Origin of the sequence: Campylobacter hyointestinalis subsp. lawsonii (assembly GCF_013372165.1) — a bacterium.
Lineage (GTDB): Bacteria > Campylobacterota > Campylobacteria > Campylobacterales > Campylobacteraceae > Campylobacter > Campylobacter lawsonii.
In genome coordinates this window covers 21,858-44,047 of record NZ_CP053828.1, presented here as the reverse complement: position 1 = coordinate 44,047, position 22,190 = coordinate 21,858, and the positions used below count along the sequence as shown (strand labels likewise).

Here is a 22,190-nt window from a genome sequence, read left to right as displayed (position 1 = left end):
ATTTAATTTTAAATTTGAATAAACAACAAAATGTTTTAGAAGTAAATTTATATTTTGCTTCTAAAATATTTATCTTAGCTGGTATTCTACTTGAGTAACGACTCTTATGCTTTTGATGTCTTCTAAGCCTATGGCTGCGTTTTCTACGCTAAATAGTCCTTGAGTGGCTTTTTTGATCTCGCCAACTTTACTTCCTGAGTCATTAGCAAACTGCTGCGCGGCTAGTCTGGCGTTTTTAGTGGCTAAGGCTATCATTTCTGGTTTTATATCATTTAGCTTGGTAAATTCAAAAGTGATTTTATTGTCAAAGTCATTTGACACGGCTATACCATCACTTGCTAGTTCTAAAGAGTTGCTTTGAGCTTTTTTGGCTTGTTCTATCTTGTCTGTTCTGATAAGCAAATTTACTTTAGCTATGTATGTGTAGCGGATCTTTTGCGTGTCCATATACGGATTTACAGAATTATCTGTGATAGTTGGAGCTTGTACGCTAAAATCTTTGCTCTCAAGACCTTGTTTTTTTAAGAAATTTGATGCTATCTTTGTCTTTTCTTCTATAGTTTTTTTAAGATTTGCAAGGTCATTATCCCCTAAAGAAAAGCTCATTTGCCACAAGGCAAGATCCGCTTTTACCTCTTTTTGAGCTAGTCCTTTGACTACTACGCTTCTTTCGTCTTTGATTATTGAGCTAAATCCAAAAGCTAGAATTATAGCTGAAATAACAAGACTGATTGCTATAAAGTTGTTCTTTTCCATAGTTCTTCCTTTAAATATTTTTTTTAAATTTTAGCAAATTTCGTTTAACTAACGCCTGTTATATATCCACATTTTTGACAAGTTTTTTCTATCGCAATACCTTTTGCGAATGAATTTTTGATATTTATAGCACGCTTTGAGTTTAGAATTTGGCTTAGATCCGCGGTTTTTAGATTGCCAAGATTTATCTTTGCTGCGTAGTCGATGCAACAAGGCACGACAGAAGCGTCACTGAGAATTCCTAGCTGATCTTTTAGTGCGTAACAGGTTTTTTGAATGGTTTTTGAGTTTGAGCTTTTCCATTCAAATGATGCTTTTAAATTTAGTAGTATTTTTCTAGCAAGACGAATTTTTGTATTTTTAGGATAAAGACCTTTTGCAAAGTCCTCTTTTATACGTTTTAACTCGCTATTTAAATTTATATTAAAATGCTCTTCAAACGCATTTATGAGCTTTTGTAAATTTATATCGTTTTTAAGTAAAAAGTCGCTTTGGATGCGTAAATTTATAAATGTATCGCTTTTTTTTGTTAAACTTGCATTGCAAAATGCGAGTAAATTTAAGACATAATCATCTCTAAATTTGCTGTTTTTATCCAAAAATGCACTCAAAGAAAATGAAATTTGGTGTATTGGAGACTCTAAAAGCATATCAAAACTATGTCTATAAAGCATTTTACCAGTCGTTACTAGATCGATCTTTAGATCAAATTTGGCTACTAAATTTATATACTCTTTTAAATTTACTACTTCCAAAGGATCGCCCAAAATATGCAGACAAACGCATTTTGTAAATGGCGAGATCTGCTTTAAAACATACTCAAAAAGCTCTAAGCTCATCGCACCTTTTTTTGGCTGGTTTGGCGATGGACAAAAGCTACATTTACACGAGCAGATATCACTTATCTCGATATAGACTTTTTTAAACATTATTTTATAAAGAAGTCACTAGCGACCTTTTTGTCTTCAAAAGGTTTTACGTCTATGGTCAAATCGCCTATTTTTGCGGTGTAAATTTGTGATGGATCGCTTTTGCAGTATGTTATAGCAAGTCTTGCACCAAACTCTAAATCTCTCTTTGAAGCATCTTTTGATATGAATGAATGAGCACCTACTACATCATCAAAGTTGATGCTATACATCTTATCTAAATTTAAAGCTTCTAGATGAGCATTATCATTTTCATCGCGTCCGATTATCATTTTTGCACCTTCTAGCAGACGCAAATGACGACCATAACGCAGACTTTGCAAGTCGTTTTCACTCATATCTTTATCAAATTTTATAAAATCTCTTATGCGATTTGCGAAGCTTTCCATAGTGTATAAACATCCTCCACCAGGCGTTTCGTAGTCTTCAAAACCAAATTCTTTTGCAAGAGAGAGTTGAGGATTTCTGCCTCTACCATTTAAAGCTAAGAGTTTTTCTCTATCTACTAAGCCTTCGCGCTCAACTTTTGTTGGTTTTAGTAGTTTAGCACAAAGTGGGCGAAGCACGATATCTTCGGTGTCTAAGGCTAGATTTTTGACATGAACCATAGCATCGTTTCTTTGGCTCATAGGACGCTGACCGATGACTTCGCCACTGATGACAAAGCTTGCACCGTAATCTTTTAACATAGAGATCGCTGTCCTAAACATAAACCCATGGCAATCAATGCAAGGATTAAATTGTTTTCCATAGCCAAATTTTGGATTAAAAAGTACTTCTTGTAAGTAGCGACTCCTGACATTTACGCTCTCAAAGCTCGCTCCTGCCATGGCAGCTCTTTTGGTCATAGTTTCTATTTTATTTGGATCACCACCAAATCCAATATCGATATTTAACGCATGAACTTCTATGCCTTGAAGGCTCATAAGCTTTATTGCAAGCATACTATCAAGACCTCCGCTAAATAGAGCTAGACATTTTTTCTCCATTACATTCCTTTGAGTTGTTTTTTTATATTTTGAAGTTTTTTTATCTGTTCAAATTTGTCTTGTGAATTTGAATTTGCGATTGTTTTTATAGCTTTATCGCAGAAATTTGTTTTTAGAATTTTTATAGCTTGTTTTAAAGGCTCAAAGTCTTTATATACCTCTAAATCGCCTTGTAAATTTAGCTCTCTGATATAAGGATTATTTGGATTTTGTGAGCCAACTACAGCCTTATAAGTCTCTTTGTGCGTCATAAACATACTTTCGTCGCATTCGTTTTTTACTATTTGTAAGATTTGTGGATTTATCAGCATATTTTTTAAAATTTCAAGTTCAAGTAGATCTTTTTTAGGTTGTGACTTTAAAGAATTTGCTAAATTTGGTGTAGTTTTGCGGTATCCTTTGGCGCTTAAGCTAAAGCTAGAAGGATCTAAGCTAAGCATAGTCGCAACTAGCGGTATGTATGAGTTTGCTACAACTTCTTTTAAATTTTTTGTGAATTCTTGCACTGCTTCAAGTGTATGGCTGATTTCTAATGGGGTTTGTGGTTTTTTGCTTGATATCAGCTCTCTTATGTAAAACTCTCCAAGCTCAACTCCACCACTAAGCATAGTTTTTAGCTCATTAGCTTTGCCACTTACTATCATATCGGCTGGATCTTTTTCGCCGCTTATGAGAACTACGCGTCCATCTATCTCATTTAGTGCAAGTAGTCTAGCACTTTTAAATGCTGCGCTTCTGCCTGCATCATCACTATCAAAGCTAAGAACAACCTTTATATCGCCTCTTTTTAGTAGCGGTATATGCTTGTCTGTTAAGGCTACTCCTAAGACGGCTACGGCGTTATTTATCCCTGCTTTATGTAGCATTATGCAGTCCATATAGCCTTCGCAGATAATCATCTCGCCTTTTTTATAAATTTCATTTTTAGCCTTATCATATCCGTATAGAAGTCTGGATTTGTCAAAGATCTGGCTTTGGGGCGAATTTACATATTTTGCAGGGTTACCCGATATCGTGCGACCGCCAAATCCGACTAAATTTCCAAGATGATTGTAGATAGGAAAAGTTATGCGGTTAATAAAACTTGCATAAATTCCGTGTTCGTTTTGTTTTATCGCACCTGTTTGCAAGGCTGTTTCCTTGTCTATATTTTCATTTTGAAGTAAATTTAGCGTGTTTTGATTCTCACTAGCCCAGCCTAGCTCCCAGATCTCTATCATAGCGTCATTTATACCGCGATTATATAGATAGTTTAATGCCTCCTGATTTTTGTAAAGTAGGCTTTTATAGTGTAAATTTAGATTTTCAAGTACTTTTTTATCTATTTTATGGCTGTTTTGTGCTTTCGTATAAGTCAGGGTAAAGTTATACATATTTGCAAGTTTTTCAACCGCTTCTATATAGCTAAGTTTCTCATAGTCCATTATAAATTTGATAGCATCACCACCTGCTTTACAAGCAAAACAGTGAAATATTCCTTTGCTAGGGCTTATGCTCATTGATGGGTTTTTATCGTTGTGAAATGGACATACGCACACAAAGTTTCCACCTGATTTTTTCAGCGGTATGTAGCTACTTATGACATCGCTTATATCTATTATGGCTTTTAAATTTTCTATACTACTTGGTTCTATCATAAAGGGGATTATACCAACTATTTACTTTAATTTAACTCATATTTATAACTCATATCTTTTTAAGTCCGAAAATAATAGATAAAAATATCACTATAAATCCAAAAGAAATCAAATTTAGCACTTCCCAACCACCATTTGCTAGCACAAATCCTACGCTAGAACTTGCTAGTAAATTTGCTCCAAAAATGCTAATAGCATTTAGACCTTGTAAGCGTAGTTTATACTCTGAGTTTATGGCATTTAGCATAAATGTTCCGCCATTAAAACTAAACGCCCAGCCGATACCAACAAGCACTAAACTCACCCAAAATCCCCAAAAACTCACGCTAAAAAGTGCTACCAAAACAGCAATCAAATAGAACAAAATCCCAAGTAAAATAAGCCTAAACGGACTTAAATTTTTCATAAAAAACGCTAAAAATAAGCTTGGTGCATACATAGCTATGAAGTGCCACACAAGCACACTTTTAGCTTCGTCATAGCTAAATTTATATTCACTCATCGCAAGCGGTGCTGCGTTCATAATGAGCGTCATAAATGCAAATCCAAAAGCGCAAGCTAGCGTAGCAAGAATAAAATTTGGCTCTTTTAAGCAAGTTAGTAAAGGGACTTTTTGAGATGGTTTTTTAGTATTTGGTGAAGTAAGCGTTAATGGCAGAGTAATAGCAAAATTTATAGCACAAAGCAAAAGCGCAAATAAAAATGAGCCAACAAAAGGTGTATCAAATATCAAAGTGCCGATGTTTGCTAAATTTGGTCCTAAAATACCACCCATTATCCCGCCTGCTACGACAAAGGCTGTAGCTCTGTTTTTGTCATTTTGCGTAGCTAAATTTAGAGCTTCATTAGCTAAAAATCTATAAAATTGATTGAGTGCGGTAAAAAATCCGAGCAAAAAAGTCGCAAAACAAAATAGATAAAATAGCCCAGACACTAGTGAAAACATAGCAAAACCAGCGCCCAAACAACCAATCAAAGAAGCATATAAAAAGACCTTTTTTCTACCAAATTTTTGCATTAAATTTGATGAAAAAAATACAGCTATAAATGCCCCGCAAAGCGTAGCAGAGATAGGAAGAGAGGCAAAACTGCTATTATAAAAATGCAAACAATCCTTAGCATACAAAATACCATCAAGTAGCCACTTTCCAGCTAATCCACTACTAAAAGTTAGCAAAGAGACAACAGCGCCACTAAAACCTTGCCCTAAAAGCAATAAAATGATATTTTTGTTTAGGAACATAAAAATCTCCTTATTGATTTAAATTTAATTGATTTGATCAAATTTGCAATCAGTGTTTTTTTATTTTATTTATTTCTTAATATATTTTTAAAAAAAGATGATATTCTATACTACTTGATTTTATCATAAGCGAGATTATACCTTGAATTTGCTATAATGGTCTTTAAATTTGATTATTAGGTTTAGCATTTGGATTTCTTTTTTATAGAATATCGTGATCCTATTTTTGGGCTAATTGTTCTTTTTGCTGCAGTTCTTTTAGTCGCTATATCAAGTTATGCTTTGGGAATTTGGGGCGTAAAAGATGAAAATCGCAGTATAGAAAAATTTGTCAAAAAATTTGAAAACTCTAGCGGTCTTAGCCAAAAGCACAAAAATATGCTTTTAGATCTTGATATCGATATAAACTCACTTAGCGTTTTGGCTCTTACATTTGCTAAAAGTGGAGATTTTGACAAAGCCATAAGCGTATATTTAGTCGCGCTTGAAAAATCAAAAGACAAAAAAGAGCGTGAGTTTTTGCTAACTAGTCTGGGTAAAATTTATATAAAAGCCGGTTTTTTAAAACGAGCAAGCGATATGTTTTTAGAGGCGATAAAACTAAGAGCTAGAAACGATGAGGCTCTTAGGTATTTAAGCGTTTGTTATGAAAAACTTAGAATGTATAAAAACTGCCTTGAAGCGCTTGATGCGTTAGACGAACAAGGGGTGATAGACAAAGCTGAAATAGCCTATACAAAAGCACTTATATTAAGAGACGAGCCTATGAAATTCGATGCAAAGATAAAGGGATTTTTAGAGCTTAGCGATGATTTTGAACCGCTTAAACGTATGGCTTTAGAGCAGTTCATAAAAAACGGCGAACCGCTTAGTTCGCTTAGTGTTTTTCCAAAACTTGATATCTGCAAAGATCTAATGTTTAGGCTAAAAGAACCGGTAAATTTACAAGATAGTGAGTTTAGGCAGTTTTTTAAGAGCTTAAATTTAATAAAAGACGAGATAGAAATCGAAGATTTTAATTTATCTCTTTTTAAAGCGGCAAAAGATAACGGGATAAATGCAACTCTTAGTTTTAGTTATTTTTGTTCGCAGTGTAAGACTAGCTATCCTATCTTTTTTTATCGTTGCCCAAATTGTGTGAGACTAGGAAGTTGCAAGATCCTTACTCAAATTTCAAAGGATGAGATTGAAAACAGTATGCCTTTTTAGCGATGGAAGTTGCCTTGGAAATCCTGGAAGTGGAGGCTGGGCATATATACTTGAGTATGGGGAAGCTAAAAAATCAGCAAGTGGCGGCAAAGCAAATACAACAAACAATCAAATGGAGCTCATAGCAGTCATAGAAGGTCTAAAAGCGCTTAAAGAGCCTTGCGAAGTTTTGCTTTATACAGATAGTTCGTATGTGGCAAATGGTATAAATTTATGGCTTCCTAGTTGGGTAAAAAAGGGGTTTAAAAACGTAAAAAATAGTGCTATTTGGAAGGAGCTTTTAGAACTTTTAGAACGCCATAAAGTAAGTGCTCACTGGGTAAAAGCTCACAATGGTCATCCGCAAAACGAAGAGTGCGACACTCTAGCAAGAAACGAAGCGATAAAGGTACAAAATGGATAAGCTAAAAAGGCTAGAAAATTTAGTAGGTTATAAATTTAAAAATAAAGAGCTTTTAAAAGAAGCTCTAACTCACAAAAGTATGAAAACTAGTTGTAATAATGAACGCCTTGAGTTTTTGGGTGATGCTGTTTTGGATCTCATAGTAGGAGAGTATCTATTTTTTAAATTTAATCATACTGATGAGGGGAATTTAAGTAAGCTTAGAGCCGCTTTAGTAAATGAAAAAAGCTTTGCAAAGCTAAGTAGCAACATAAACTTAGGCGAGTTTTTGTATCTCTCAACAGCTGAAGAAAACAATAACGGCAGAAACAAACCAAGCCTACTTAGCGATGCTCTAGAAGCTCTTATGGGGGCGATATACCTTGAGAGTGGGCTTGAAAAAGTAAAAGAGATATTTACAAAACTTCTAGAAAAAGAGTATAAAAATATCGATCTAAAGAGTTTGGGTAAAGACTATAAAACCGCACTTCAAGAGATTACTCAAGCTAGATTTGGGGTTACTCCAAAATACGAGCTAGTAAGCTCAAGTGGGCCTGATCATAAAAAAGTCTTTGAAATGGCTGTGTATCTAGATGGTAAAGAACTTGCAAGAAGTTTTGGTTCAAGTAAAAAAGAGGCCGAGCAAAGTGCTGCTCTTAAAGTTTTACAAGGAATTGAGCAATGAATACTTTTGGAAAAAGGCTTAGGCTAAGTACGTTTGGAGAGAGTCATGGAGTAGCTATCGGCGGGATACTAGATGGAATGCCTGCTGGAGTAAGAATCGATGAAGAGTATCTTCAAAGCGAACTAGATAAGAGAAAACCGGGTGGAAAATACGCAACAAATAGAAAAGAAGATGATAAAGTAGAGATTTTAAGCGGTGTATTTGGTGGCTTTAGTACAGGTCATCCTATAGGTTTTATGATAAAAAACTCAAATCAGCACTCAAAAGACTATGATAATATAAAAGAGCTTTTTCGCCCAGGTCACGCAGACTTTACGTATTACCATAAATTTGGTATTCGCGACCATAGAGGTGGCGGTAGAAGTAGCGCTAGAGAGACTGCGGCGCGAGTAGCTGCTGGCGCGATGGCTTCAATGATGTTAAATGAATTTGGTATAAGCGTAAAAAGCGGTGTATTTGGCGTGGGCTTGGATAATGCTAAAGAGATTGATTTTGAATTTGCTAAAACAAGCAAAATATTTTGCTTAGACAAAAACAAAGATGAGGCTTGGAAAGAGATCATACTTAATGCTAAAAATAGCGGAGATAGCGTAGGTGCGACTATTTTAAGTGTGATAAGTGGCGTTCCAGTAGGGCTTGGAGAAGTATTATATGATAAGCTAGATGCTGCTCTTGCAGGTGCATTTATGGGGATAAATGGCGTAAAAGCAGTAGAGATCGGCGATGGTATAGAAGCGTCAAAAGCAAACGGCTCTTCAAATAATGATCTTATGGATAAAAATGGCTTTAAGTCAAATCACGCCGGAGGAATTTTGGGCGGAATTTCAAATGGCGAGGATATCATCATAAAAAGCTATTTTAAGCCGACGCCGAGCATTTTTATGGATCAGGCGACTTTAAATGTTAGTGGCGATGAGGTGATATGCGCTTTAAGAGGACGCCATGACCCTTGTATAGGAATTCGCGGAAGCGTGGTAGCAACTGCTATGGCTAGGTTGGTGATAGCTGATATGTTGCTTTTAAATGTAAGCTCTAAGCTAGAAAATTTAAAAAAAATATACTGCTAATCTGATATAAAAGCTAAATTCTTTAGCTTTTATTGTTGTGATTTTATCCTTTTTGGTGGCGTCTAAAAACTATCTAGTCTATTAAATAAATTTGTAAATCTCTGCTTTATTAAAATCAGTTCCTTTGCTACCATCTATACTATGATGAGCCATACTTTATAGAATTTGTAGCTGTGATTATTAGATTAAATTTGAGCTAGCAAAAGAGCTACTTATTGCTAAATTTGTTGTGCTTTTTTAGATGAAGCTTTTATCGCTAAGATAGAGCTCGTTTGATGCTAATGAGCTGTATTTATATAAGCGTTTTGGAAATATTTTAAATTTATATTTTAAAAAATCTTATTTTGGTCTGTTTTAAATAGGCGACGTCCGCCTATTATAGTAAGCTAATACTCATAGCTCTCTTCGTCGCCGTCATCGTCGTATAAGTAGTCGTTTTCATCATATAAATAGTTATAGTTTTTTGGAGCGTCATCTTGCTCATCAAAATCTTCTAACTCTTCATCGTTCATTTCATCAAATTCATCACGCATCTTTTGTCTCCTTTGAATTTGCTATATCATACTCAATTTTCGGTAATTTTTCAATATATATGCTTTGAGATGGGAATGCAAACTCTGTTTCATATTTGCTTAAAATATCCATTATTTTTAGCATAACATCTTGTTTTGTTTCTAAGAATTCGCCCCAAACGACTGTTTTGCTAAAGCAGTATATAAGTATATTTATAGAGTTGTCGCCAAACTCGTCAAGAACCACAAAAAGGTTGCTTTTATATCCTGCTAGATCATCTACAGAAACCATATTTTGTCTATATTTTAGCCTAAAATCGCTTGAATTTAGTGCGCTATCTTCGCCACTTTTTGCGATACCAGGATGATTTTGAAGCATAGTTTTTATCTCGGTTATACACTCTTTTAGTTGGTCTGGTGTAGTAGAGTATGTAAGCCCTATGCTCATTTTTATCTGACGTCCTACTTTTCTTCTGTTCCAGTTTTTGACGTTTTCACTCATTATTTTTGAGTTTGGTATAAAGACTAAAGAGTTATCAAATGTCCTTATAGTCGTTTTCCTAAGCCCTATTTCAACAACTGTTCCCTCAACTCCTGCACAAACTATCCAGTCGCCTTGAGAAAAAGAGTTATCAAAAAGTAGCAAGATCGAAGCAAAGAAATTTGCTATGATGTCTTTTGTAGCAAGTGCTACTGCAAGACCGCCAATTCCTAAAGATGCGATGATCGTGCTGATATCAAAGCCAAGCCTACTTAAAATGAGTAGTATCGTGATGACGATAACTATAAAATACAAGATCTTGATGATTAAATTTATAACTTCTTTTTTACCGCTTTTTTGTGCTATTTTGCTTAAGATCATCATTCCATAGCCATCAAGTATGCCTATAAGTAGCCATGAGACAAGTATGATATAGGCTATAACAAAAAAGTTCGCAAATCTTATAGGCACCGGGCTTGGATAGTAAAATATACTCAAACAAACGTCTATAGCATACGCACTTAGAAATATCCCCATAGGCTTTTTGATGACTAGTATAAACTGCTCTTGTATATCTCTATGTGCTTTTTTGTCCTTTGATAAAAAAGCTGTAAGCAACACAAAAACTATCTTTGAGAGTTTTACTCTTATAGAAAAGAAAAATAGAAAAATCAAAACTATCAGTGTAAATTTACCCGGATTAAAAACCTTTGTATCGATAGGAATTTGTCTGTTTATATAGCTTATCACATCATTTAAATTTAAGCTAGAAAATAAAAAGTTGCTAGCAAGCAAATCTGAGTGGTCTTTTAAATAGGCTAAAATTTCATCGTAGCTTGTTTTTTTGATATCTAAATTTATAAGCTCTTGTTCGAACGTGTTTTTAGATGCGTCGCTAAGTGCGTCTTTGAAATTTTTAATATTAAGATAACTGCCTGTTTGGATGCTTATTATGCCTTCTTGTAAGATAGAGTTTATAGCATCTTGCTTGGCGTTGTTACTAAATGCGGTGCTTAAATTTAAAATAGTCTGATAGAAAAACTCATCTAACTCAAGGCTTAGTGAGTCGATTTTAGCCGTGATATAACGCTCAGAGTTTGTGTTATTTTCATATAATTTTACTTTTTTGTCTATAGCGACTTTGTCTTTTTTGAACTGATCGTTATCTTGCGCTGTGTAGTTTGTGATAAACACTGCTATGCTCTCAAGTAGCTTGTATTTTTTTGCATTTATAGGCGATAGATCAGAAGTTGCGGTTTGATTTTTATCTCTATTTTGATCTTTGATGAGCAAAATTTGATGATTGATGTTTATTATCTGCGTTACTACTTGCGGTAAGCTTTGCTCGTCTTTGATCTCGTTTGCAAAAACAGATATACTAAAAATCAGTAAAAATTTCGTTATAAATTTTATCATAGTCTATTCTCTTTTCAAGCAGTCTAAAGCTTTTTGAATCATCGCAATAATCATATAGTTCGCCTGTTTCTATAACATAGTGCCAACCATAAACCTTTAAATCTCCACTCTTTATTAGATCCTTTACAAAAGGAAATGTTTTTAAATTTTCAATTGAATTTATAACATTTAATCGTTCTGTTATCCACGCTCTTTTTGCATTATCTAAATTTTTATATTTTAAAACCTCATCTTTGATATCAGATATCAGATCTAGCCATCTTTTTACCGCAGGAGTTAAATTTAGCTTTTTTTCATCTTCGTATAAAGATGCGCAACCGCCACAATTACTATGTCCGCAGATGATTATATTTTTGATTTTTAAGATGTTTATAGCGTATTCTATAGCTGAAGTTGTTGCTAAAAACTCTTCGCTGATCCGGTAATGTGGTACTATATTTCCTATATTTCTTACAACAAAAAGTTCGCCAGGCAGTGTGTTTGTTATCAAATTTGGCACAACTCTAGAATCTGAACAACCTACAAAAAGAGTGTGTGGAGACTGTTTGTTTCCTAAACTCTCAAATAGTTCTTTATGTTCTAAAAAGTCCTCTTCCATAAATTTAACCGCGCCGTTTATTATATTATGCAAAGTCTTATTCCTTATTTAATATATGGGGGGGGGTAGGCTTACCTAGTAAAAAGCCTTGAGCGTATTTTATATTATAACTTTTAACCTGAGTTAAAATTTCCTCTGTAGAGACAAATTCGGCCACAATATCATATCCTTGACGATAAGCAAAATCAACGATAGTTTGCACTACGCTTCTTGCATTTTCGTCAGTTGGAAGTTTTTTGATGATAGAACCATCTATCTTTAAGTAGTCAATGTTTAGCTCTAACATACGATAATAGTTTGAATATCCACTTCCAAAGTCATCGATAGCTAACTTACATCCGTGATCTTTGATAGTTTTGATAAATGGATTTACTTGATCGTAGTCATCTATTCCTTCACTTTCTAGAATTTCTACTGTTAAGTGGTTTGGATTTGAACAAGCTTTTAACTTCTCAATAAAGAGCTTTTTAACGCCCTCATTTACCATATCTATACTTGATAAATTTATCGAAAATCTTTTATCTGTAAATGTGTCTAATAGTTCGAAAGTTTTGTTTATGACCTCTTTTGTCAGTGCTATATAAAGCGAAGTATGTTTGGCGACTTCTAAAAACTCTCCTGGATAGTGAATTTTATTTTCTTCGTCTAATATCCTGATCAAGATTTCATAAGATGCGATTTTTGGAGTAGAGAAATTTTGTATATCAAATATCCCTTGACACTCTACTATAACTTTGTTTTGGTTTAGCGCGTATTGTATCATTCTAGAGACTAGCTGGTTTGTATGATAGCGTTGCTCTATAGAGTTATTGTCTTTATAATACGCGACTTGAGAGTCGTTTGCTTTAGCTTCGCGTTGAGCTAGTATGGCTTGGGTCAGTCTATTTGTATTTTTCGTATCTTGAGCTAAACTTACGCCTATAGTTATGTTTATGCTTGGCAAGATCTCCTTTTCATGGTCTGCGACTATCTCTATATTTTTAGCACTGAAGTATTGCACGATATGTTTTATATCTTGCTCTAAATTTTCCCCTTCATACCATACGCAAAACTCATCACCCCCTAGCCTATATGCTGCGCCTTTTATCCTATATGTATCTATACAAAGTTTTAATGTTTGAGCTACTGCTATGAGTATGAGTTCTATTATTGAGTTTTTATAGAAAAATCTAATATTTGTAAAGTTATTTAGGTTTATATAGATAATCTTACCAAATTTCTTTCTATCGATTTTTTCCATAATGGCCATGTTGTTTTTAAGCCCTGTGAGTTTATCTATAAGTAGGCTATTTCTGATCTCTTGTGTTTTGAAATTTAGCTCTCTTGCAACTAGCCTTTCTTTTGTGATATCTTTTTTAAGAATGGCGGCGCCACTTATTTCGTAGTATTCATTAAATATAGGCAAGGCTATGACCTTTTCATATATAATAACGCCATTTTTTGTTTTGCTTATAAAATCATCGTGCGACCAAATTTGATTATTGTTTATATCTCTTAGCAGATTATCGTAGATGTTGTCGCCATTCATATTTGTTTTTAAGATATAGATCGGTTTTCCTATTATCTCTTTTTTGCTATATCCGCTTGTGGATTCAAAGGCTTTATTTACGGATAATATCTTGCCGACTTTATCTATAGTTATGATAGAGTTCATAGAGTTTTGAATTAAATTTTCCATATAAGATAACATAGCTTTGTTTTTATTGTTTTTTGTGCTTAGATAGATTGCTCTAATGGATAAAGCAATAGCCAATAAAAATAGCAGTATAAATGGTGCTAAAATGCTTTTTATATTGTTTTTAAAATACTCATTTATACAAACCCTTAGTTCGTTAAGTTTTTGATTTATAAGTAGCTCTTTATTTTCTTTATCTAGTTTATCAAATTCATATATATTATCTACCACTATTTCTGCTTTTTTGAAAAATAAATAATCAAGGCTTTTTTGATCTGTTATATTTCCTAATACGGCTTTAATCTTTTGTTTGGTAGTAGATATATGGTTGTTTAAGCCGATTTTACCTTGTATGACCTCTGAATATACCTTGTTGCTTATATATAAATTTGAAGTATAAGCAAGGTTGTTGTTTAGATAAAGAAAGGCATTGTCGCTATTTGTTTTTAATACTTGATATCTTTGCACTATGGCCTGTTTTTTTTGAAATGCTTTTTTAAAGGCTTGAAATATCTGCTCGTTTTTTACTTCGAATGTAAATTTATCAAAGTTTTCAGACATCTCCATATCGCTTATAATACGTAATATCTCAGCAGTTTGCTCATTTATCTGATCATAGCTTACTATAGATATCTGTCTTCCTAGCCAGATATCTATCTCTTTATTTATCTCACCTATCTTAAATATTTGTGTTTTCCAGTAATTGCTTTTTTGAAATGTATTGACACTTAAATACATACTATACATACAAAATGTTGATAAAAGTATTATCAAAAACAAAATTAGCCCGCTTGGAATGTTTTTTTTATTCATACAAAATCTCCGGAAATTCTCCTGTTAAGGCGAGTAAAAATTTATATAATAATTCATAATCTTTTTGAGTAAGGTTTTTTAAATTCATACGTTCGTTCATAAATTCTATAGTCGATAAAAGATCATTTAAAGTGCCATTATGTAGATAAACAGAGCGTAATGAGACGTTTCTTAAAGATGGAACCTTAAGAGGTTTGCCCTCATAGCCAAGAAGGCTAACGATGTTTCCGCCTAGATTTACTCCATTATGACAATTTACGCATCCAGTTCTCATAAATAGGTCAAATCCGTCTTTTTCGTCTTGCGATAAAGCGTTTTCATCACCTGCGATAAATTTATCAAATTTACTATTAGGCGTAACGGTTGCTTTTAAGAACTCTATTATCGCATCAATAGCATTTTCATATGTTACGCCGTCTTTGTATAGCTCATCAAATTTTAAAATATATGCCGGATTTCTTTTTATCTGTTTTATTATAACCTCTGTCTTTAGCTCTTCTTCAGATGTGAAGCATAGATCGATTCTATGTTTTAAATCGGTGATTTTGCCATCAAATGAGTGTATGTAATTTAGGTATGAATTTAATATAAGAGGTGGATTTAAGCCATTTTTATCCATTTTTATATTTGCTGTTTTATATGTATTATGGCACGACCTACAAGAGATCTTTTTATCTACGCCTATTCTTTTATCATTAAAAAGTTCTTTTCCTAGCAATGCTTTTTGTCTATCATAGTCTAAAGGCTTTAAAAGTGGCGAAAACAGAGTGCTTTTTGCGTCCGCAAGTAAAAAACCAAAAGATAAAAGCAAAGCTAAAATATACTTCATCAAAATACCAACACATTCATATCAGTTTCATTTTTTAAAGCCGGAGACATTGTAAGAAAAGCTATATCAAAAAATTCTATCTGAAATGCGCTTTTTGTGTTATTAAACTTCGGATATGTTTTAGACTTTTTATCCCAAATATTTTGCAAAGTATCTGCCTTTAAAAATGATTTAATATTATATATAAAAAAGCTTTAAAATCAAAACACTTCTAGTTTGTTTTTATTTGCAGTTTTCACAAACGCCTTTTATCACAGCACTTTTGATATTTTTCCCAGGCAAGATCGGCACTTCTATCTCTTCCATCTTATGACAAGTTTCGCATACGAAATAAGCTTTTGCGTGACCAGAGAGTTCATAAAAACTTTTGTGTTCTATCTCGCTTTTTATAATCAAATTTTTACTTAAAAGCAGATCTAAATTTCTATAAATAGTCGTTTTATTTGCTTTTATTTTTACTAAAAATTCGTCATAACTGATAGGCTTAGAGGCATTTTGCAATATCTCGATAATGCTGATCCTAAGTGGAGTGCTTGCTATGCCTTGTTCTTTTAAAAAAGAGGTTCCATCCATAATCTTTTATCCAAATTTTTAGCAATGATAACATAAATTTAATTAAATTTGAAAAATTAAAACTCGGTTTTTCTGTCAAAATATTAAGTTGCAACTAAGTTGCACTTGATATAATTCCGCACTGATACTTAAAATTTAAAGGTGAATTATGAAAAAGATCATAACTATTTTATGTCTTAGTTTTATGCCCTTTTATGCTAAAGGGATAGTTACTGCAAGTATTCTTCCTGTTAAATATTTTGTAGAACAGATAGCAGGAGATACTTTAGAAGTTGGCGTTATGACTCCTAGTGGCGCTGATCCTCACACTTATGAGCCACGTCCAAATCAGATGAAAATGATCGAGAAAAGCGATCTATTTTTTGCAGTAGGAGTGGAGTATGAAAGAGTTTGGATACCTAAATTTACAAAAAGTTTTGCGAATTTAAAGATCATAGATACGGCTTATGGTATCAAGCTTGAAAAGATGGAGCACTCTCACAATCACGAATCTAGCGAATCTGATCATGAAGATAGCAAGGGCGATCCTCATATCTGGCTAGATCCTATTTTGGTAAAAACTATGGCGCAAAATATATTTAATGCCCTAAAAGCTCAGTATCCGCAAAACGCCGAGATCTATAGTAAAAATTTAGCTAAATTCTTGCAAATTTTAGATGAACTAGATGCTACGATAAGAAGTGAGTTTTCAAATTTAAAAAATAAGAAATTTATTGTATATCATCCGTCTTGGGGGTATTTTGCAAAGCGTTATGGTTTAGAGCAGATAGCTATAGAGATAGAAGGAAAAGAGCCAAAACCAGCAGATCTTGCTAATCTCATAAATGAGGCTAAAGAAGAGGGCGTAAAAGTGATATTTGTAGCGCCGCAGTTTTCGAAAAAATCAGCAAATTTAATCGCAAATGAAGTCCGTGCTAAGGTCGTAGAGATAGATCAACTTCCTAAAGATTGGCTTTTTAGTATGAAAAAAACTGCTGAAGCATTTAGGCAATCTTTTTAGATGAAGATTTTTAGTGTTATAGTTTTGGCGTGGCATTTTTGAGTGCGTTAAGGATCTGTGTTATGAAGATAGAGATTGATAATCTTAGTTTTAGATATGATGATTGCTATGTTTTAAAAGATATTAATTTATCTTATGACTCAAAGGACTTTTTGAGTATTATAGGGCCTAATGGCGGTGGAAAAAGCACACTTTTAAAGCTTATGGTTGGACTTTTAAAGCCTGAAATTGGGACTATTAAATTTAGCGGAATTTCGCAAAGTGAAATTTCTAAATTTACCAGTTATGTTCCGCAAAATATACCGGTTAATAGATTATTTCCGATGAGTGTTTTAGAGGTTGTTTTGATGGGACGCTGTAAAAGTAGTAGCTTTTGTTTTTACTCTAAAAGAGATAAAGAGTTAGCCCTTGATGCACTAAAAAAAGTCTCAATGCAAGATTTTTATAAAAGAGATATAAAAGATCTAAGCGGCGGTCAAAGACAAAGAGTTTATATAGCAAGAGCACTTTGTGCTAATGCAAGTGTGGTAATGCTTGATGAACCAACAGCTAGTATAGACTCACGCGGACAAGTAGATATCTACAATACCTTAAAAAATCTTAATAAAAATGGTATAGGGATTATTATGATAAGTCACGATATAAATATGGCGATAAACTTTGCAAACAAGGCCGCTTACGTAAATAAAGAGCTATTTCTTCATAATATCAACACTAAAAATAGACCAAATTTCATAAATCATCTAACTAGCGAACATAGCCATTTTTGCGATGTTGAGCTACTGCTTGGCGAGTGTGGTTGTAAAAAAGGAGAGAGAAATGCTTGATGCTTTGAGCTTTTCTTTTATGCAAAATGCACTTATGGCTGGAGTTTTAGTTAGCATTGCTTGTGGAATCATCGGCTCACTTACTGTCATAAACAAAATGACTTTTATAGCAGGAGGCATTGCTCATGGGGCTTATGGCGGTATTGGTATAGCTTTTTTTCTAGGGTTTGCGCCTTTGTTTGGTGCGACTATTTTTGCTTTGATGCTCGGAATGCTTATTGCATTTATAAGCCTTAAAAATAGAGATCGCACCGATAGCATCATAGGCGCTTTATGGGCTTTTGGTATGGCGATCGGTATCGTTTTTACCGATCTTTCGCCTGGATATAATGTGGATTTGATGAGCTATCTTTTTGGCTCTATACTAGCTGTACCAAATAGCGATCTGTGGTTTATGGGTATTTTAGATGTTTTATTTTTACTCTTTATCGTTACTCTTTATCCACAAATTTGCGCTATGAGTTTTGATAGTGAGTTTGCAAAGCTTAGGGGCGTTAAAGTGACGTTTTTATACTATTTGATGATAACTTTAATGGCGCTTTGTGTTGTGGCTACTATAAGAGTTGTGGGGCTTATACTAGTAATAGCACTTCTTACTATACCGCCTTATATAGCTGAGAAATTTAGTCCAAATTTATACGTGATGATGATTTTAGCATCTATTCTTTCTGCTTTATTTACTATATTAGGACTTTGGTTAAGCTTTAGTTTCAACCTAAGCGGTGGGGCTAGCATTATCTTAGTAGCGACTGCGACATTTTTTGCTACTTTGTTATTTTCAAGGTTTAAAAAGCTATTTAGATAGCTTTAAAAAGCTATCTTTTAGACTGATCAAATTTGATCCTATCTCACTAAATAGAACTCCAAAAAGTATCATTATAGTACCGATAAGCTGTAAGGTGCTTAAAATTTCATTTGCAAAAAAGTAGCCTATAATACCTGCGCTAACTGGTTCAAGCGTAAAAATGAGAGCTGTTTTTGTAGGAGTTGTATAAATTTGTGCCCAGCTTTGAATAAAAAACGCAAATACGGTAGCAAATAGTGCGCAAACCAAGACTGCTACTATAAAATTTTCACTTAAATTTGCTTCTAAACCACCTATTATGCTAAACTCATAAGCACCGCTCTCAAAAAATACTGCGCCAAAAAAACTAAGAACGCTTACTGCTAAAAACTGAAAGCAAACAAGTGCGAAGATATTGCACTTTGGTGTCAAAACTCCTGTAAATGCGATGTGAAGAGCGTAAGCAAAAGCACATATAATAGCTAATATCTCGCCTATTTCAGGTGAAATTCCACCACTCCCGCTTAGAAAATAAAGTCCAAATACGGCTATGATAGCGCCTCCAAATGCAAATTTATTTACCCGCTCTTTGAAAAATATCAGCATTAAAAACGGCACTAAAACGACGTTTAATCCGGTGATGAAAGCCACTGTTGAGGTGTATGCGAATTTTAAAGCGTATGTTTGAAATGCAAAACCACAAAATAAGAAAAAACCAAGAAGTGAGCCATAAAGCATAGATTTTTTATCAAATTTAGCTAATTTTATGGTGAGTATGAACATAAGGATGGTTGCTAGTAAAAATCGCCAAAATAAAAAACTAAATACATTTACGCTTTTTATCGCTTCGGCAACTGGTAAAAACGTACTTCCCCACGACAATGCTACAAATACCAAAAGTAGCTCGGCTATGACATTTTTTCTCACTTAAACTCACCTTTTTACGGCTAAAATATCTAAATTTAGAGAAGTTTCATTTTAGTCGTTTATTAAAAAAGCATAATATTAGCATAAAGTTTTTTAAGATATAATTACTGCTTTTTTAAGGAATTTTATGGAACTTCTCTTTTTGGCTATAGCTTTAGCGATGGATAGCGTAGCGATCAGTATGGCAAACGGCGCTAAGTGTTTTAATATCAAATTTAGCTCTATTATAAAAATGTCTTTTATATTTGGATTAGCTGGGGCTCTAATGCCTGCTATAGGCTATTTTTTAGGGCTTAGCTTTGTTAAGTTTATATCTGCGATAGATCATTATATAGCCTTTGTAATACTGCTATTTTTAGGTATAAAAATGATAAAAGAAAGTAGAAACGTATCTGAAGAATGCACCTTAAATTTAACTCTAAGAATGCTTATCTTAGGCGCATTTGCGACTAGTATAGATGCGTTAGCTGTAGGTGTGACATTTAGCTTTACTGATACTGATATAGCTTTTAGTGTTTTAGTTATCGGCGTGGTTTGCTTTTTGCTTTGTGTGTTAGGTAGCTACATAGGCAAAATACTAGGCGATAAGCTAGAGAGCAAAGCCTTGATTCTTGGTGGAGTTATACTTATTTTGATAGGCTTTAAGATCTTGATAACTCATCTTTTAGATTGAGCTTATAAAGTCCGTTTTTTATCTTGTATAGGATCTTTTTATCTTCTAACAACTTAAAAGTAGCTATCACAGTTGGTTTGCTCGTATTTAGAAGCTCGCAAATTTCATTGATATTAAATTTAAAAAATCCATCTTCATCGCAGTTATCGGCTAAAAATTCCAAAATCTGAACTTTTTTGTCGCCGATAAGCTTTTTGAAAATTCCATTTAAAATATCAGTTTTAAGATAACAATTATCCATACTAAACTAGCTACTGTTATACTCAAAAACACTGCTGCAGCGCCTGCGTCTTTGGCTTTTTTCGCAAGTAGATTCTGCTCTTTACAAGCTAGATCCACGCATCTTTCGATACCTGAGTTTATGCACTCGGTTATGATTATACCAAATAAAGAAATGACTAATATCAAATGCTCTTCTAGGCTTAAATTTAAAAATACCTGCACCACTAAAAGCGGTAAGATGATGGCTAGCTCTATCTTAAAGCTCTTTTCATTTTCATAGATATCTTTTAGCCCTTCTAAGGCGTATGAGGTATTTTTAAAAAAGTTATATTTTGGCTGATTTCTCACCTTTGTTATCCTTTTTGCAATATATCTAAGTTTTTATCATAGACGCTTGTTTGGATACCAAAAAATCCTAGCATAGTGTGAAAAATATTATCATGCGAAAAGCTATTGTCTTTTAAATTTTTTAAATTTGCTAACTGATTTTTATCTTCTAGCCATAGCAGTGCTGGGACTTTGGTTTGGAAATCTGGTGCTAAGAAATATGGGGCGCCATGAAGGTAAATTCCGTTTTCTCCAAGGCTTTCGCCATGGTCGCTAACATAGAATAATCCGGTTTGCATATCGCTCTTTTCTAGCATATCTACTATTTGATTTACTATATAATCTGTGTATAAAATTGTATTATTATAGGTATTTACTATCTCTTCATAAGTGCAGTTTTTAAGCGTAGCCGTGTCGCAAGTCGGGCTGAATTTAGCAAATTCTTTTGGGTATCTTTTAAAGTATGTTGGTCCGTGGCTACCTTGGAGATGGATTACTATAAAGCTACTCTCTTTGGCATTTTGAATCCTGTTTTGTATCTCTTCAAGCATAACGCCATCATAGCTATCGCCACCAAAATCTTTTGTATCTTTTAAACGAGCGCAGACACCTTTGCAATATCCAGAGTTATTTCCTATCCAGCTTACTTTTATCCCAGCAGTCTCTAAGACATCTAGTAAATTTCCGCTATTTTTGGCGATATCAGTGGAGAAATTATCTCTATTTAAATTTGAAAACATACAAGGCAAACTTATGGCAGTTGATGTTCCACAAGAGCTAAATTTAGAAAAGCTCAAAAGCCCATTTTCCCTTGAGTATGGATTTGTCTCATGCGTTTCATAACCATTTAATGAGTAGTTTGCAGCCCTAGCAGTCTCTCCAGCTACAAAGACAAATAGCTTTTTTTGCTCTTTTGTCTGTTTTGCATCAAGCCCTATAGCTTTAAATTCAGCCTTTGGCGCTAGAGATTTTATATATTTATTTGCCGAGTATAAAGGATAAAATGGGGTTGTGTAAAATCTTATTTGATTGTGATTTCTAAAAAATGGAATATAGTCTTTGCTTAAACTAGCAAAAATCACGCCAAAAAGTATGAGCGAAGTAATACAAAGCAAACTTCTATATTTTAAGGCTTTTAGCATATTTGTTTTGGTTATTTTTACTTTAATTATAAAAAATATAGCTACAGCAGCTAAGATTATCCAAAATATCATATTTAAATTTAATAGATCTTGAACCTCTTTTATGTCTGTTTGGACTGCGTTTCTTATCATTTCGCTATCTATGATGACTGAGTAGGCATTCATAAAATACGCCCCAACAACGCCAACGATGGTTAAAAATATCGCTAAAGCCTTTGTGATATAGGGCAAAAATAGCAGACTAAAAATAAAAACTATAAGAGAGAAAAATAGCACCGGCAAGGTGAGCAAAAGGACTGCATTATTGCTAAAATCCACGCTTGAGAACGCAAAAGCAAAAAATTTATAATTTAACGCTGTGATAAATAGGGCAAAACATAGGATAAATTTATTTGAGCTCACTATAATTTCCTTTGATATAAAATTGCGGATTATAAATCAAAATAGTAATACAATGGTAAAGATATGGTTAATAATTAAAAAATATTTTAAAT

General features: G+C 33.7%; 24 protein-coding genes. 8 read left to right on the top strand and 16 right to left on the bottom strand.

What is annotated here, in order from left to right; translation table 11 throughout:
- Positions 1 to 69 precede the first annotated feature (69 nt).
- Genes CHLWT_RS00255 through CHLWT_RS00235 form a run of 5 tightly spaced genes read right to left on the bottom strand, consistent with a single transcriptional unit; the run spans position 70 to position 5,554 of the window.
- Positions 70 to 756, bottom strand: coding sequence for an SIMPL domain-containing protein (locus tag CHLWT_RS00255; protein WP_111969018.1), 687 nt, complete (start codon positions 754 to 756; stop codon positions 70 to 72).
- Between the two features lie 44 nt (positions 757 to 800).
- A complete protein-coding gene (locus CHLWT_RS00250; protein WP_112000261.1) occupies positions 801 to 1,685 on the bottom strand; it encodes a radical SAM/SPASM domain-containing protein in 885 nt (294 codons plus the stop codon).
- Entirely contained in the window at positions 1,685 to 2,674 is a 990-nt protein-coding gene (locus CHLWT_RS00245) for an ATP-binding protein (RefSeq protein WP_112000260.1), read from the bottom strand. Before CHLWT_RS00245 ends, CHLWT_RS00250 begins: the two co-directional genes overlap by 1 nt.
- Positions 2,674 to 4,311, bottom strand: a complete 1,638-nt coding sequence (dnaG, locus tag CHLWT_RS00240) for a DNA primase (protein WP_112000259.1) — start codon at positions 4,309 to 4,311, stop codon at positions 2,674 to 2,676. Before dnaG ends, CHLWT_RS00245 begins: the two co-directional genes overlap by 1 nt.
- A gap of 49 nt (positions 4,312 to 4,360) precedes the next feature.
- On the bottom strand, positions 4,361 to 5,554 hold the full coding sequence (locus CHLWT_RS00235) for an MFS transporter (RefSeq protein WP_112000258.1): 1,194 nt from the start codon (positions 5,552 to 5,554) through the stop codon (positions 4,361 to 4,363).
- A 189-nt stretch (positions 5,555 to 5,743) separates the two neighbouring features.
- On the opposite strand from CHLWT_RS00235, the gene CHLWT_RS00230 reads away from it, so the two are divergent.
- From CHLWT_RS00230 to aroC, 4 genes are read left to right on the top strand one after another with little or no spacing between them, the layout of a single operon-like run.
- The gene (locus CHLWT_RS00230; protein ID WP_112000257.1) at positions 5,744 to 6,763 is read left to right on the top strand and encodes a tetratricopeptide repeat protein; all 1,020 of its coding nucleotides are present in this window, start codon (positions 5,744 to 5,746) and stop codon (positions 6,761 to 6,763) included.
- Positions 6,741 to 7,166 (top strand): ribonuclease HI, encoded by a 426-nt coding sequence (rnhA, locus tag CHLWT_RS00225; protein ID WP_059432529.1) that lies wholly within the window; start codon positions 6,741 to 6,743, stop codon positions 7,164 to 7,166. The genes CHLWT_RS00230 and rnhA overlap by 23 nt, the downstream gene beginning before the upstream one ends.
- Positions 7,159 to 7,830, top strand: coding sequence for a ribonuclease III (gene rnc, locus CHLWT_RS00220; protein ID WP_112000256.1), 672 nt, complete (start codon positions 7,159 to 7,161; stop codon positions 7,828 to 7,830). The genes rnhA and rnc overlap by 8 nt, the downstream gene beginning before the upstream one ends.
- On the top strand, positions 7,827 to 8,897 hold the full coding sequence (aroC, locus tag CHLWT_RS00215) for a chorismate synthase (RefSeq protein WP_112000255.1): 1,071 nt from the start codon (positions 7,827 to 7,829) through the stop codon (positions 8,895 to 8,897). Before rnc ends, aroC begins: the two co-directional genes overlap by 4 nt.
- A gap of 386 nt (positions 8,898 to 9,283) precedes the next feature.
- On the opposite strand, the gene CHLWT_RS00210 is transcribed toward aroC, so the two are convergent.
- The 7 genes from CHLWT_RS00210 to CHLWT_RS00180 form a co-directional block, all read right to left on the bottom strand.
- Positions 9,284 to 9,430 carry a hypothetical protein gene (locus CHLWT_RS00210; protein WP_170253185.1) on the bottom strand — a complete coding sequence of 49 codons (147 nt, stop codon included), beginning with the start codon at positions 9,428 to 9,430 and terminating at the stop codon, positions 9,284 to 9,286.
- Positions 9,423 to 11,306: a mechanosensitive ion channel family protein gene (locus tag CHLWT_RS00205; RefSeq protein WP_112000254.1), complete on the bottom strand. Its 1,884-nt coding sequence runs from the start codon at positions 11,304 to 11,306 to the stop codon at positions 9,423 to 9,425. Before CHLWT_RS00205 ends, CHLWT_RS00210 begins: the two co-directional genes overlap by 8 nt.
- Positions 11,269 to 11,937 carry a carbonic anhydrase gene (locus CHLWT_RS00200; protein ID WP_151062155.1) on the bottom strand — a complete coding sequence of 223 codons (669 nt, stop codon included), beginning with the start codon at positions 11,935 to 11,937 and terminating at the stop codon, positions 11,269 to 11,271. Before CHLWT_RS00200 ends, CHLWT_RS00205 begins: the two co-directional genes overlap by 38 nt.
- Before the next feature lie 4 nt (positions 11,938 to 11,941).
- Positions 11,942 to 14,392, bottom strand: coding sequence for a GGDEF domain-containing phosphodiesterase (locus CHLWT_RS00195; RefSeq protein ID WP_170253186.1), 2,451 nt, complete (start codon positions 14,390 to 14,392; stop codon positions 11,942 to 11,944).
- Positions 14,385 to 15,221: a cytochrome-c peroxidase gene (locus CHLWT_RS00190; RefSeq protein ID WP_112000807.1), complete on the bottom strand. Its 837-nt coding sequence runs from the start codon at positions 15,219 to 15,221 to the stop codon at positions 14,385 to 14,387. Before CHLWT_RS00190 ends, CHLWT_RS00195 begins: the two co-directional genes overlap by 8 nt.
- Positions 15,221 to 15,370, bottom strand: a complete 150-nt coding sequence (locus CHLWT_RS00185; RefSeq protein ID WP_170253187.1) for a hypothetical protein — start codon at positions 15,368 to 15,370, stop codon at positions 15,221 to 15,223. The genes CHLWT_RS00190 and CHLWT_RS00185 overlap by 1 nt, the downstream gene beginning before the upstream one ends.
- Before the next feature lie 73 nt (positions 15,371 to 15,443).
- Positions 15,444 to 15,794, bottom strand: coding sequence for a Fur family transcriptional regulator (locus tag CHLWT_RS00180; RefSeq protein WP_063997432.1), 351 nt, complete (start codon positions 15,792 to 15,794; stop codon positions 15,444 to 15,446).
- Positions 15,795 to 15,942: 148 nt separating this feature from the next.
- Between CHLWT_RS00180 and CHLWT_RS00175 the strand changes: the two genes are divergently transcribed.
- The 3 genes from CHLWT_RS00175 (at position 15,943) to CHLWT_RS00165 (ending at position 18,426) form a co-directional block, all read left to right on the top strand.
- Complete coding sequence (locus CHLWT_RS00175) at positions 15,943 to 16,794, top strand: metal ABC transporter solute-binding protein, Zn/Mn family (protein ID WP_112000806.1); 852 nt, start codon at positions 15,943 to 15,945, stop codon at positions 16,792 to 16,794.
- A 62-nt stretch (positions 16,795 to 16,856) separates the two neighbouring features.
- A complete protein-coding gene (locus CHLWT_RS00170) occupies positions 16,857 to 17,621 on the top strand; it encodes a metal ABC transporter ATP-binding protein (RefSeq protein ID WP_112000805.1) in 765 nt (254 codons plus the stop codon).
- Entirely contained in the window at positions 17,614 to 18,426 is an 813-nt protein-coding gene (locus tag CHLWT_RS00165; protein ID WP_151062156.1) for a metal ABC transporter permease, read from the top strand. The genes CHLWT_RS00170 and CHLWT_RS00165 overlap by 8 nt, the downstream gene beginning before the upstream one ends.
- Here CHLWT_RS00165 and CHLWT_RS00160 read toward each other — a convergent pair.
- Positions 18,415 to 19,332: a DMT family transporter gene (locus CHLWT_RS00160; protein ID WP_112000809.1), complete on the bottom strand. Its 918-nt coding sequence runs from the start codon at positions 19,330 to 19,332 to the stop codon at positions 18,415 to 18,417. The two genes, CHLWT_RS00165 and CHLWT_RS00160, sit on opposite strands and share 12 nt — an antisense overlap.
- 127 nt (positions 19,333 to 19,459) lie before the next feature.
- Here CHLWT_RS00160 and CHLWT_RS00155 point away from each other — a divergent pair, with 127 nt between their 5' ends.
- Positions 19,460 to 20,005: a manganese efflux pump MntP gene (locus CHLWT_RS00155; protein ID WP_063997427.1), complete on the top strand. Its 546-nt coding sequence runs from the start codon at positions 19,460 to 19,462 to the stop codon at positions 20,003 to 20,005.
- On the opposite strand, the gene CHLWT_RS00150 is transcribed toward CHLWT_RS00155, so the two are convergent.
- From CHLWT_RS00150 to CHLWT_RS00140, 3 genes are read right to left on the bottom strand one after another with little or no spacing between them, the layout of a single operon-like run.
- Positions 19,974 to 20,246: a replication/maintenance protein RepL gene (locus CHLWT_RS00150; protein ID WP_111985320.1), complete on the bottom strand. Its 273-nt coding sequence runs from the start codon at positions 20,244 to 20,246 to the stop codon at positions 19,974 to 19,976. The genes CHLWT_RS00155 and CHLWT_RS00150 overlap by 32 nt on opposite strands.
- A complete protein-coding gene (locus tag CHLWT_RS00145) occupies positions 20,213 to 20,575 on the bottom strand; it encodes a diacylglycerol kinase (protein WP_112000810.1) in 363 nt (120 codons plus the stop codon). Before CHLWT_RS00145 ends, CHLWT_RS00150 begins: the two co-directional genes overlap by 34 nt.
- A 5-nt stretch (positions 20,576 to 20,580) precedes the next feature.
- Complete coding sequence (locus CHLWT_RS00140; RefSeq protein WP_244948778.1) at positions 20,581 to 22,098, bottom strand: phosphoethanolamine transferase; 1,518 nt, start codon at positions 22,096 to 22,098, stop codon at positions 20,581 to 20,583.
- Positions 22,099 to 22,190: the final 92 nt, after the last annotated feature.